At 54.4% G+C, this 12,580-nt stretch carries 14 protein-coding genes; 10 read left to right on the top strand and 4 right to left on the bottom strand.

The annotated features are described in order from the left end of the window. Positions 1–21: 21 nt before the first annotated feature. Entirely contained in the window at positions 22–924 is a 903-nt protein-coding gene (locus MUN86_RS15670) for a helix-turn-helix domain-containing protein (RefSeq protein WP_245119004.1), read from the bottom strand. Between the two features lie 103 nt (positions 925–1,027). Between MUN86_RS15670 and MUN86_RS15665 the strand changes: the two genes are divergently transcribed. The 4 genes from MUN86_RS15665 (at position 1,028) to MUN86_RS15650 (ending at position 3,874) form a co-directional block, all read left to right on the top strand. Continuing rightward, entirely contained in the window at positions 1,028–1,432 is a 405-nt protein-coding gene (locus MUN86_RS15665) for a helix-turn-helix domain-containing protein (RefSeq protein WP_245119003.1), read from the top strand. Between the two features lie 40 nt (positions 1,433–1,472). Next, positions 1,473–1,886 (top strand): hypothetical protein, encoded by a 414-nt coding sequence (locus MUN86_RS15660; RefSeq protein WP_245119002.1) that lies wholly within the window; start codon positions 1,473–1,475, stop codon positions 1,884–1,886. A 430-nt stretch (positions 1,887–2,316) separates the two neighbouring features. Next, positions 2,317–2,901: a hypothetical protein gene (locus MUN86_RS15655; RefSeq protein WP_245119001.1), complete on the top strand. Its 585-nt coding sequence runs from the start codon at positions 2,317–2,319 to the stop codon at positions 2,899–2,901. Positions 2,902–3,112: 211 nt separating this feature from the next. Next, a complete protein-coding gene (locus tag MUN86_RS15650; RefSeq protein WP_245119000.1) occupies positions 3,113–3,874 on the top strand; it encodes an SDR family NAD(P)-dependent oxidoreductase in 762 nt (253 codons plus the stop codon). A gap of 115 nt (positions 3,875–3,989) precedes the next feature. Here the strand turns inward: MUN86_RS15650 and MUN86_RS15645 are convergent, their stop codons facing one another. The 3 genes from MUN86_RS15645 to MUN86_RS15635 all read right to left on the bottom strand — a co-directional run bounded on the left by MUN86_RS15645 (position 3,990) and on the right by MUN86_RS15635 (position 5,971). Continuing rightward, positions 3,990–4,454, bottom strand: coding sequence for a hypothetical protein (locus MUN86_RS15645; RefSeq protein ID WP_245118999.1), 465 nt, complete (start codon positions 4,452–4,454; stop codon positions 3,990–3,992). Positions 4,455–4,647: 193 nt separating this feature from the next. Further along, positions 4,648–5,214 carry a 2'-5' RNA ligase family protein gene (locus MUN86_RS15640; RefSeq protein WP_245118998.1) on the bottom strand — a complete coding sequence of 189 codons (567 nt, stop codon included), beginning with the start codon at positions 5,212–5,214 and terminating at the stop codon, positions 4,648–4,650. 199 nt (positions 5,215–5,413) lie between these two features. Further along, positions 5,414–5,971, bottom strand: coding sequence for a DUF1572 family protein (locus MUN86_RS15635; RefSeq protein WP_245118997.1), 558 nt, complete (start codon positions 5,969–5,971; stop codon positions 5,414–5,416). Between the two features lie 276 nt (positions 5,972–6,247). Here MUN86_RS15635 and MUN86_RS15630 point away from each other — a divergent pair, with 276 nt between their 5' ends. The 6 genes from MUN86_RS15630 (at position 6,248) to MUN86_RS15605 (ending at position 12,484) form a co-directional block, all read left to right on the top strand. Next, positions 6,248–8,389, top strand: coding sequence for a DUF748 domain-containing protein (locus MUN86_RS15630; RefSeq protein ID WP_245118996.1), 2,142 nt, complete (start codon positions 6,248–6,250; stop codon positions 8,387–8,389). Positions 8,390–8,692: 303 nt separating this feature from the next. Then, positions 8,693–9,055, top strand: coding sequence for a hypothetical protein (locus MUN86_RS15625; protein WP_245118995.1), 363 nt, complete (start codon positions 8,693–8,695; stop codon positions 9,053–9,055). 12 nt (positions 9,056–9,067) lie between these two features. Beyond that, positions 9,068–9,601 carry a PAS domain-containing protein gene (locus MUN86_RS15620; protein ID WP_245118994.1) on the top strand — a complete coding sequence of 178 codons (534 nt, stop codon included), beginning with the start codon at positions 9,068–9,070 and terminating at the stop codon, positions 9,599–9,601. Positions 9,602–9,840: 239 nt separating this feature from the next. After that, on the top strand, positions 9,841–10,011 hold the full coding sequence (locus MUN86_RS15615) for a DUF2256 domain-containing protein (protein ID WP_245118993.1): 171 nt from the start codon (positions 9,841–9,843) through the stop codon (positions 10,009–10,011). Positions 10,012–10,111: 100 nt separating this feature from the next. Continuing rightward, positions 10,112–10,798, top strand: coding sequence for a metallophosphoesterase family protein (locus MUN86_RS15610; RefSeq protein WP_245118992.1), 687 nt, complete (start codon positions 10,112–10,114; stop codon positions 10,796–10,798). Between the two features lie 51 nt (positions 10,799–10,849). Continuing rightward, on the top strand, positions 10,850–12,484 hold the full coding sequence (locus tag MUN86_RS15605) for an amidase (RefSeq protein ID WP_245118991.1): 1,635 nt from the start codon (positions 10,850–10,852) through the stop codon (positions 12,482–12,484). Positions 12,485–12,580 lie beyond the last annotated feature (96 nt).

The raw sequence follows: 12,580 nt of genomic DNA, 5'->3' as shown, positions 1-12,580 counted from the left end.
TCAAACCAATGCTTGCAAAAATCAAACAGCGCGTATGGCCGATGGGGTAGTGCCTGCTCGCTTCCTAAAAAAGTTGCTGAAGTGGGCCGGTTCCTCGAAGCCCAGCGAATAGCTTATTTCCGATACGTTCCAGGCGGTGTGTTTTAGCAGGGCATGGGCTTCCTGCACGAGGCGGTCGGCAATGAGCTGGGAGGTGGTTTTGCCGGTTACCTCTTTCAGGGCCCGGTTCAGGTGGTTGACGTGCACGGCCAACTGCCCGGCAAAGGCGTTGGCATTGCGCAGCCGTACCTGCTGCCCCGGCGTTTCGATTGGAAATTGGCGCTCCAGAAGCTCTGTAAACAGCGAGGCAATGCGAGTGGCAGCGCTGCTGTCTTGGTAGAGTGTAGTCGCGGGTTGCAGCTTCATGGCGCTATGAGCTAACTCTAGTACGTAGGCGCGCAGCAGGTCGTACTTGAACGTGTAACTGGACTCTATCTCCGTGAACATCTTCTCGAACAACTGTTTGCATTCTGCTAGCTGCGTATCGTTCAAGGAGAAGAGTGGTTGACCACCGGGCTTAAACATAGGTAAATCGAGCACGCCGGCGTTCAAGTGGCGTTGCAGAAAAGCCTCGGTAAAAATGCAGAAGTAGCCGGTTTGCTGGTCGTCGAGCGGGTCCCAATCGTAGGGTACCATGGGGTTGGCAAACAGCAACGCGTTGCCTCTCACTTCCACCGTCTTGTCGGCGAAGTGGTAGTTGCTGCGGCCCGTAACGAGCGTGATTTTGTAGAAGTCTTTGCGACTATACGGCAGGTGACACGCTTTCGGGCCAACGAAATCATCGAGCCGAAACACATTGAAATGTCCGATGTCCTGCTTCAGGTTTTCGGGCATCCAGTGAATTTTGGCTTGGTAGAATTCTTCGAGACTGACGGGCTTAGACATAAACCAAAGTTACGCAATTCAAACTATAGCAACTTCCTATTGCTTTGCCGGTATCTAACCAGTAATCTACTACCTTGGTTTCTCTAGCTTTATTGGCTTCCGTATGCCCACAACAACCATCCCCAAGAAACTGCTGGCCCGCCAGCACGAAATAACCGCCGATTTCCTGCGCGCCGTGGACCAGCACCTAGCCGATGTGGTAGCTGGCCGTGCCACCGAAATGCTGGAAATCCGCGACTTTGCCGACCAGTTACACATTCATCCTACGCACCTCAGCAACACCATCAAGCTCACCACGGGCAACTCGCCGTGCTACTACTTCGAAGCGCGCATCATGGATATATCCCGGCAACTCCTGCGCGACACCAACCGGTCCGTAGCCGACATTGCCGCCAACCTCACCTATGACCCTTCCAACTTCACCAAGTTCTTCAAGCATTTTGAAGGCTGCACGCCCAAACAGTATCGGGAGCGAGTGTGGGCTGAGCGCCATGCTGGCGTTTTGTGATACTTAAGTCTTTGTCTTTAGCCTTGCGCAGCCTCTTCTTATGAAAGGCGTATCAATCACGAGAAAACCTCTTCCGCATAACAGCAGCAGCAAAGTTGAAGAAGTAGCGGCAATTACTTTGCTAGTGGCAGCCGGGCTAATACTGCTTCCTATCATATTACTCACTTGGGCTTTTTTTGAGCTTCGAGATGCCATTCTACCTGCCCAGACAGCAGTAGCAAGTACCGCAGAAGAGTGGCATGCTCTAGAAACCAGCCCATTCGTTTCCTTATACTATAAGACAATTGACGCAGCTGCTATTTCGGCGGCTGCGGAAGGCTATTTTGAACATGAGCCGTTAGTAGTTTATCGAGTTGAGCCATCCTTGCCTTTCTTCGAGGGTATTTTACAGACCTCAGAGTCGCACGGGCCGATGGCATCTTTGTGCAGAAGGTGCTGTTTGATACGAACCTAGAAGATATAGTCGCAATGCCTCTATACTTTTTTAACTATCAGACTCGGGAGGTGGAGGAACTTATTGACTTACACGATTATAATCTGGATGTGAAAGGCAAACCCAATAACTTTCTCATTACTGCTACAAGCGAGCAAGACGAATTGCAGATTCATCTCAAAGCTTGAACTGAATACGTAAGATTTAGAATACACTGTTAGAGTTGTTCAAGACAGGTGTTGATGCTCAAACGATTTAAAACTAGACTCTCAAGCAGTGCCGGAAATCATATGGCCAAGCGCCATACTGATATATTGGTGTCATTGTAAATGCCTCGCGCCAAGGCTATTTAACATACTGAATAATTTTGCGGCCGAGAAGTTAGATGCATGTAAGCTGGCTCATGCTAATTCAATAGTACCTTGAGCTTTTCATTTAATATTTCTAAACAGTGAATGCTGATCTTTTCGACCATGCAGGTGCCTATGTTAAATCAGGCAACATAAAACAAGCTATTGATCAAGCAGAATTAAAGCTCAGAGGTTTAGACGAAACCTATTTCCATCCTATACTCGGTGCCAGTTTACTTCACCAAAGCGAAGAGCTAGTCAGCTGGATTACTAGCTTTTATCAGGAAGTCTCGCGAAAGCGGCCGGCGCGTGCTTTATACTTCGAAATGTACGGGTTCGACATCAATACCGATCAGTGGTACATTGATGGATTTGCCTACGAAACGGTTGGTACAATTGAAGATGTGGACTGGCTAGCAGATTATGAGCTGGATATGGCTACATCTCAGCCTTTTGTATTAACTGGATTCGAGCTGATGCAAGAGGCATTTGAAGCCTATATGGATGAGGAGGAGCCAGATGAATTAGAGGAGGCGCGTGATATAGCCGAGCTATTGGTGATTTTAAGGCTGCAAGAGTTACTAGCTCAAGCGCATCAACTAGCTAAAGCTAGAAGGTTAGACTGGGGCACCATCGTCTTACTTGCAACAGCGCATGACTACGACATGATCTTGGAATCTAAATGAAGAGGACAAAGACGCCTTTATTTAGATTCTCTAGTAGGAGAGTAATAGAAATGCTGTTTGGGGAGGTAACTGTAACTACAAGAACGTTGCTACGAGGGTATTACCCCAAACCACCAAAATCGGAAACAGTCACCATTTAAACTGAAGCTGTCACCATGTTTCGAGCGGGTGAGGTCGCCACCTTTGTGGTGTCATCTTAACCCTTGAAACTATGAGCACCAACAAGATAGCCCTGGTAACCGGTGGGAGCCGTGGCCTCGGTAAAAACAGCGCCCTGAAACTGGCGGAAGCTGGCCATGACCTTGTCATCACGTACCGCACCAAAGAGGCGGAAGCCCACGACGTAGTAGCGCAAATAGAAGCCCTGGGCCGCAAAGCCGTGGCGCTCCAACTCGATACCAGCAAAGTCGCCACTTTTCCAGCGTTTGTTGAAACCGTGACGCAGCACTTGCAGCAAACCTGGAGCCGCACCACCTTCGATTACCTAGTCAACAACGCGGGTATTGACTCTAGTGCGCTCTTTCCCGAAACGACGGAAGAGGCCTTCGATAACCTGATGAACGTGCACTTCAAAGGCGTTTACTTTCTAACGCAGGCGCTGCTGCCGTTGCTGGCTGATGGGGGCGGCATCGTGAACTTCTCCACGGGTTTGGCTCGCTTCACTACGCCAGGGTATTCGGCCTACGCCTCTATGAAAGGCGCGGTGGAAGTGCTGACGAAGTATATGGCGAAGGAGCTAGGCAGTCGAGGTATCCGAGCCAACGTAGTGGCTCCGGGCATCATCAAAACCGACTTCACAGTGGCGGCTCGGGAGGCGCATCCAGAACTCGAACAGTATATGTCTTCTCAAACAGCCCTGGGCCGCATCGGGGAACCCGAGGATATTGGCAGCGTGGTGGCTTTTTTGTGCTCCGACGCCGCCCGCTGGGTGAATGCGCAACGCATTGAAGCATCGGGTGGGTATTCATTGTAAGCCCGCGCTGAAGCTGAGTTCAGTAGCAAGACGAGCGGCGTAGTGTATTCTCCGCTGCAATAAAAAAGCCCCCATCTACAATCAGATGGGGGCTGTTTATTTGCGAAAAAGGCGATTAGAAGCGGAACAACGGACGGGCCGGGTTCCAGATGCCCCACGGAATCATTAGGAGCACTAAGATCAGCGCTATTAAAAACCAAGTGAAGGCTTTCTTATGTTTGAGCACCGGGTCAGTGGCCTTTTTGGAAAGCGTACGGCCGATCTGCGCCGCAGCAACCGCCAAAATCATAGTGGCAATGTGCTCGACGCCCCAGAAGCGGCCTACTGGATCTTTCATGACAGCGCCACCAGCCGTTTCGAATGCTTTCAATCCATAGGGGCTCAAGCCTAGGTACAAAATCAGGCCCAGCAATAGCTGCAAGTGCATCGAGCCGACAAAGGCAGCCCCCATGCCGTTATCGGCGCCGACCCATGCCCGACGGCCCTGCCAGCCCCCAAAGGCCCGGAACAGGGCAATCAGACCGAAAACGACTACCAGCCAGCGCGACCAGGAGTGCAGAATAAGTACAGCAGAGTACATAAGCGAGAGAATGGTTGTTGGAAGCGGTAAAGGTAAATCACGGATTGCAACCAACTTGGTTGGGCAACCCGGACGCAGATAAAAATGTTGGTTTCGGTGAGGGCACACAGCTACACCGAGCGTGCTGGCAAGTCGACAAACAACTCAGCGCAAACTCGCTCGATAGTCCGCTTGCTTCGGTTGGGCCCCCATGCTAGAACAGCAAAGGCGCTTTGTTGTGTTTGTGGCCTTCGAGCGTGAAGCATTTCTCGCGCACAAACAACTCGTCTTCCTGCCGCAGGATGGTGATGTTGTTGATGCTGATCTTGAGATTGAAGGTTTCCTGATTGAGGTATTGCAGCACCGGACCGAGCAACTCGGGTGTGGTGTCGTGCAGGGCCAGCGAAATATGCGGGAGCCAGCAATCGGGGCCGCTGAACTTGTCGGTGCGCAAGCAGAGCGGCTTGGTGGCTTGCAGAATGCGCTGGTGCAAGTGGTTGAGCTCGTTGGAACGCAGCACCGGAATATAAATCACCGGATTGGGTCCCGGAAACAGCCCCAAGCCAGTGGTATGGACCACGAATGGGGAGGTATGACGAGCTACGTCACGGAGTACTTGGTTGAGAGCCGAAAGCTTGCGCACACCGGCCAGTTGGTAGGTGATGTGCGGATCGGCCGTGGCTTGCACATCGTCGAGCCCAAATTCCGTTTCCAGGCTTTTAATAATGCGGTTGATCCGCTCGGCATTCTGCGGATTCAGCAGGGAGGTTATAGCAAGCATTGGCGCTTCAAAAGCAAGTTCGAGAACAAGGTGGAAGGTGAAACGGAGCGGTTCTCCAGGTTGCTGCGCACGGCAAGATAGTGGGGCGCCGTTTGGATGCAAGGACCAAGTTACTGAGTCCCTAAGAAGAGAAATACACGTTGCGTCTGCTACCCTAGCTACTTGCCAGGCTTTCAGCCTACTCTTTAACTCGAAACCCTTACACTTGGTTGGAAGCGTTTTGCAACTGCTGCGTGAACTGCTCGCTCTGTCCGCGCGGAATACTCAGCGTTTGCCAATCTGCGCCGCGTAATGCTTTGGCCTGCACTACAATCTGCCCCACGTGGTAGGCGTAGTGCGTCACCTGCCGCTGGATGGCCGCTAGCACCGTATACGCTTCGCCGCGAATCCTGACGGTGCGAAGCAAATCGGTGGGTTGCAGGGCGTCGAGCAAGTCGAAGAGCAGGAGCCAGGCCTCGGCCCATTGGGTTTGCAGTGTTGCCACGACCTCCGGCGAGGTAGGCTCTATGAATTCTTGGTCGCGCTGGCGGTTGGGCTTCTCGCCATCCGAAGTCAGAAACTGAGTGAAGCGCGAGTTGAGGTTGCCCACCATGTGCTGCACAATCACGGCAATGCTGTTGCACTCGGGGGCGGGCACGTGCAGCCATTCAGTTGGCGAAAGTTGCGCCAGAGCCCGGTCGGCCAATGATTTGTAGCTTCGGAAGCTATGGCGGAACGAGGCAAGAAGAGTTTCGGCAAGCTGGGCAGTATCGGACATGGCGGCTGGCGTAAGAAGTTATCGGTCTTTCAGGCTTGAACGCACTAGGCAACTGTTGCACGGCACTTGGTAGGGTAGGCATGGGAAAAGCGCCTGACCAAGTAGCAGTGAATATAGCCAAGCCAAACGTAATGCGCCCTGAGCTTGGCAGGGCTCGATCGGGAAGCTCGACGGTAGCTAATCTGACTGCAACTACTTGGTAATTCAACCCTAGCAAGCTTGTTCTTCGTATGCGCATGCCAACCCTAAGCCGTGATAGATTCCTCAACTCCTCCTGTGCGCGAAGTTGCCCATACGTCTGGCCCCAAGCCGTGGCTGCGGGTAGGACTTTGGATTGCAGTGGGCTTGCTGGCGACGCTACTCATTGCTCTATCCCTGCTCGATCCTTGGCTGCGCCGAACATTGGAAAAGCAGGCAACCAAAGCCAGCCAGGGCCAATACCGCTTGGTTATCGGGGATCTGCGCACGCACCTCTGGTCGCGCACGGTGGTGCTCCGCGGCGTGCAGTTGCGCTCAGTTACTGGCGCAAAGCCAAGCCCAACCAAACTGCCCACCCTTTCGCTTGACCTAGCTCAGCTGCGCGTAGCCGGAATAGGGATACTAGCGGCCTTGCGGCGACAGGAAGTACCACTGGATAGTGTAGTGCTAACGGGGATACAGCTACAGCTAGGAGAAATATCGTCTGCCCCGCAGGAGAATACCCCGAAACCACTCTACCAGCGCCTGCCATTGGGCCTGCCAGGGCTGCGCGCCGGCTATGTAGCTCTCCAGCACTTGAAAGCGCGCTACGGCAGTTCTCAGCAAACTCAGGCGCAAGTCGAGCAAGCCAACTTCACGGCCCACGATGTGTACCTAAGTGCCGCCGGCGCCGCCGATACCACGCGGCTTGGGTACGCGGCAGCAATAACAGCAGACGTGCGCACGGTGCTGGCCCGACTGCCAGGCCACGTGGTACAGTTACAACACGGCAAATTCTCTTCCGCAAACCAGCACCTTACTCTCGATTCTATCCGGCTCGTGCCGCTGCAAGCCATCAGCAACCAACGTACCCGCAACGCCCGCGCCGATATAACACTGCCGCGCCTCGAACTAACCGGACTACAAGCCGCCGGCTTGCAGCGAGGTCGCTTCCGGGCCGATGATTTGCACTTGGCAGGGCTGCGCCTGCTAGCAACCATGCCAGCCGTACCCCCGCCACCGTTGCACGAGGTCGTAGAGCCCTATCTGCCCAGCTTTCGTCTGCGTCAGCTCCGCGTCACGGAAGCCAAGATGCAGCTGATGGGGCAGGAACTGGCGCCAGCCGTGCAAAACGTAAACCTCACGGGCACCAACATTCACCTGCAACCCGACACCAAAGGCCAACTCTTCTACGCCCGTGCCTGGACCCTGCGCACCGGCGAAGCGCGCCTCAGTCTCGATGCCCCGTACTACCGCTTGGCCCTGCAAACAATAAGCGCCGATACTCGTCGGCGACAATTAGAGCTAGGAAACGTAGCCATGGCACCTACGATGTCGGTGGCGGCGTTGGCGCGGGGTAAGGGGCACCAATCGGCACACGTGCGGATACGGGTGCCGCGGATGCGGGTGAGCGGGCTCGACATAGAGGCGCTGCTGGAAAAAGGCAGTCTCTTGGCGCAACAGCTCGACATCAGTAAGGCGCGGGTGCTGACGGAAAGTGACGGGCGGTTTCCGGTTAATCCCAAGCAGTCCGTCGCGACGCCTGATGCCATTGGTCGATTGCCGTTCCGGGTGGACGTTCGCCACGTACGCTTCACCGACTTGGGCATTCGGATGAGTTACCGCTCGCCCCGAAGCGCCCAACCCGGCGTGATGGCCATGCAACAACTTACCGGGGAGCTTTCCAACGTGAGCAACAACCCACACCGCATGAATGCCGCCCACCCCATGACCGGGCAAGTAACCGGCCAGGTGCAGCACGTAGGCCCTGCGCAACTCAGCTTGCGGGCCAATGTGCTCGACCCGAGCGGTACCCATACCATTAGCGGCCGTTTCGGAGCTGTGCCCTTAGCTGTGCTCAACCCCATGATCCTGCCAACCCGCGGCTTACGCTTGCGCAGCGGGCAGATTGAACAGATGCATTTCCAGATGCAGCTCGACCGCCAAATGGCACGGGGTACTCTGTGGGCAACATACCATGACCTGAAGTTGCAGCTACTAAACCGCGAAAACCGCCCTGGCATCCTTCACCGCCTCGAAACGTCGGTGATTAATGGCGTCTTCCTTCGCGACAACAACCCCCGCAAGCCAGGTGAGGAATTGAAACCAGGAAAGGTGAATTCTAGTCGGGAACTGCGCTACTCGGTGTTCTCGCTGTGGCGGCAAGGGCTGGTAAGTGGCATGCTCAACAGCGCCGGCGTGCCCGAAGGACTAGCTAAAAAGCTAAGTGAGGCTGAATAGAAAAGCCGCCGCTTAATTGTCCTTTAAGTGAACAATTGGTGCCTTTGCTGTCTTCTAATCGGGCAGTTTTCTTGGCTGGACTATTGGCTACCTGCCTGCTATTCTTGGCGCGTTGAATTTATTTTCAAGCTCAACAATCTGATTTCAAATAGTAAGCGAGGCACGGAATATTCTGAACATGGAATAGTTGAACTATTTACTGTTTCAATCCATTAAACAAATTATCTGGACGCAACCTTTATAGCGTCCGCAGCCGTACTGAATTTCACCTACAACCTCCTCTCTCTCTGCTTTCTCTCCCGTATGTCTAAAACTCTATTCGACATCAATCTGCAAGAGATGCCTGATGACTACTTGAATGGAGAATGGTGCGTGGAAGACCGAGTGCTGAACCGTAATAATCCGGACAGCCCACTGGCTCGCGCTACCAAATTTTCTTTACAGCCCGGTAAGTTGCAAGTGCATGCTCTCGATGCTGAAAATTCCGGTCAGTGGAGCATGGAGCGTGACAGCTTGCTGAACCGGCCCTATCTGGAATTGCAGCTGCTGCAAGAAGAAACCCGGGCCCTTATCACCCGTCTGCGCCGCTCCACCGATGGCTTACAGAGTCAGCTTAACTTGTATTTTCAGTCGGGCATGGAAATCCAGCTTGCCCGTCCCTGCTAATTGTCGTTGTAAATGAGTGCCACCGCTTCCACTGAACAAAAGCTGCGTCAGCAGGCCGAAGACCAATTTTCCTTTCTCGCTGATTTCATTCCTCAGCTGGTGTGGTTCACCGACCCAACTGGGTTCCACACGTACTTCAATCAGCGCTGGATCGACTTTACGGGCTACACGCTCGCCGACAGCGTCGGGCCCGATATGTGGAACAACTTGCTCCACCCCGATGATCGGGAGCGGGCCCGCCAGGTGTGGGGTCACTCCTTGGCCACTGGCGAGTTCTACGAAATCGAGTATCGTTTCAAAAGTAAAGACGGTAGCTACCGTTGGTTTTTGGGCCAAGCCCAGCCTCAATTCAACGAGGACGGCACCATCAAGCAGTGGTTTGGCACTTGCACCGACATCCACGAGCAAAAGGAAACCGAGTTTGCCCTGCGCAAACGCGAGCAGGACTTAGAGCGTGCCTACGCTGACTTGGAAGTGAAAGTAACCTTCCGCAACCTGGAGTTGGAGCGCGAAGTACAGGCGCTGCGCCAGCAACTAGGTAAGTAGCTTCTTCAGTCACAAAGAAAGAGGGCGGTTTCAGCACGGAACCGCCCTCTTTCTTTGTGACTGAACTGTTTCACTCAGCAAACAACAAACTCCGGAGGGGAGACATTTAACTCAAGTGTGGCACATGTAGCTAATGGCGCCAGCGCAGCGGCCGTCGCTAATTGCAGCTAGGCCGCGTACATGGAGCAGCAAACATCTAGCGGCACCTAGCGTTCTGGTTGTAGCTTTTCACTTCTGTTATGCCTGTTCCTGCCAAACTCACCAAGGGAAACCTGCCCACTAAAATCTGCCTTACCTGCGGCCGGCCTTTCGAGTACCGCAAGAAGTGGCGCAACTCCTGGGACGAGGTGAAGTACTGCGGCGAGAAATGCCAACGCAACAAGCCCAAAGCCCAGAGCGGAGCAGCGTAATAGACTCAGTGCGGCATAACTACCTACACTGACGGCTAGCAACTTTAAACAAGAAAACTAGCCTCAACAAACAAGCAATGCCTATTTTGCAATCCTCGGTGTGACCCCCATAGGCGTGCCGCTGCTAGGTATGGACTTATTTGTTATTGGTGATGTGCATGGGTGCTACCACACCTTTTTGGAACTGCTGCAACACTGGCAACCCAAAAAAGAACGACTAATTCAGCTCGGCGACCTAACGGACCGCGGCAACTTTGCGCCCGAATGCGTGGCCTTGGCTATGGAGCTCAGCGAAAAGCATCCCGAGCAAGCTGTATTCCTGAAAGGCAACCACGAAGCCGGTATGCTGGACTATTACAGCCCAGATGATATTCCGACCTCTTGGCCGGAGTGGGGCGGCTCCTTGACCATCGACCAGTACGACGCGCAGCCCGATTTGCTAGAAGCGCACTTAACCTGGATCAAGCAACGGCCGTTGTTTTGGGAAAACGACCATGTTTTCGCCAGCCACGCGGGCATATCCGATACCCTCGACCCCTTCGACGAAGAAAGCTCCGATAGCGTGCTGTGGTACCGGGGCCGCTCCGCAACATCGGCAAATTGCAGCTCATTGGCCACACGCCCATCCTCGACTACGCACCAACAATCAATAAAGAATCTAACTCGCTTAACCTCGATACGGGTGCCGTGTATGGCAACCTGCTCACTGGCGCCCGCATTTCGGCGGCTGGTAAACTCCGCAAGATTATTTCGGTGCCTACCCATCGGGAGGATAGTTTGCGGGTGAGGTAAAAGAAGTAGGGCTGGCGTTCTATCTTACAGCAAAAACAACTTGACAATGAACAGAAGGCTTTTCCTGCGGAACGGTTCCTTGGCCGGCTTTGCGCTTACTACGTTGGGCACCACCGCCTGCACCACCGAGGCCAATACCAAGCCCGCAGCCGATACTGCCGGCGAAGGGGCCGCAGCTCCTGATTCCTTCGAACTCAACGAAGCCACTATCACCGGGCTGCAAGAAAAAATGGCCAACGGCCAGCACACGGCCCGTTCCCTCACCGAACTGTACCTAAAGCGTATTGATGCCCTCGACAAAGCGGGCCCCAAGCTCAACTCGGTTATCGAGGTCAATCCTGACGCGCTAACCATTGCCGACGAACTCGATAAAGAGCGCAAGGCCGGTAAAGTGCGCGGCCCGCTGCACGGCATTCCGGTGCTTATCAAAGACAACATCGATACCGGCGACAAACAGCAAACTACGGCGGGCTCTTTGGCACTGGCCGGCCATGAGGCAACCCAGGACGCGTTTATTGTGAAACAACTGCGGGCAGCGGGTGCGGTATTGCTCGGCAAAACCAACCTGAGCGAGTGGGCCAACTTCCGCTCAACTCGCTCGACGAGTGGCTGGAGCAGCCGCGGCGGCCAAACCAAGAACCCCTACATCCTCGACCGGACGCCCAGCGGCTCCAGTGCCGGCTCGGGTACGGCAGTTTCGGCCAACTTGTGCGCCGTGGCCATCGGCACCGAAACCGATGGTTCTATTGTGTCGCCGTCGTCGTGCTGCGGGTTGGTGGGCATCAAGCCGACCGTGGGGCTACTAAGCCGGAGCGGTATTATCCCGATTTCCGCCACGCAAGACACGGCCGGCCCCATGACTCGCAACGTCCGCGACGCGGCCATCTTGCTCGGTGCCCTGGCCGGCCAAGACCCGGCCGATGCCATGACCAAGGAAAACACTGGCAAGATTCAGCCCGACTACACCAAGTTTCTGGATGCCAATGGCCTCAAAGGCAAGCGAATCGGTATAGAGAAGCGGCACCTGGAAGGCGCCTCTGGTGCCATACCTCTGTTCAAGCAAGCCGTGGAGCTGCTCAAAGCCCAAGGTGCCACGGTGGTAGAAGTAGAGGTAGACAAGCCCTGTGACCCGCTCGGGGAAGCCGAGTACGACGTGCTGCTGTACGAATTTAAAGATGGCGTGAACAAGTATCTGGCCACGGCCAATGCCTCCGTCAAAACGCTGGCCGACGTAATTGCCTTTAACACTCAGAATAAGCCCAAGGCTATGCCCTTCTTTCAGCAGGAAATTTTGGAAGCCTCACAGAAACTAGAAGACCTGAATAGCCCCAAATACCAAGCGGCCCTGCGCAAGTCGCACCTTGGCGCCCGGCAGATTCTGGATGCCGCCATCAGTTCCAACAAGCTCGATGCCATTGTGGGTATTACTACCGGTCCGGCTCGTGTTATTGACCTCATAAACGGGGATGCGGGCGGTGGGCCCGGCTCATCGTCGCCGGCTGCTATGGCGGGCTACCCGCACATCACGGTGCCAATGGGCGCTGTCAATGGGCTGCCCGTGGGCTTGTCGTTTGTGAGCGGTGCGTACACCGAAGGCCCGCTGCTGACGGTGGCGTATGCCTACGAGCAAGCTTCCAAGAAGCGGATAGCACCGCAGTTTCAGCCACCTTTTGTGGGGTAAAGGATAAAGAACTTATTGTTGGAAAGCCTCTCGAATCTGATTCGGGAGGCTTTTTTTGTATCTCGCACCAGCAATTCAGTATCACGTTCCAACCTG

Source organism: Hymenobacter volaticus, from assembly GCF_022921055.1.
In the GTDB taxonomy this organism is placed as follows: Bacteria; Bacteroidota; Bacteroidia; order Cytophagales; family Hymenobacteraceae; genus Hymenobacter; species Hymenobacter volaticus.
The sequence above is the reverse complement of the archived record's forward strand: the minus strand, read 5'-3'. Positions and strand labels throughout refer to the sequence as shown.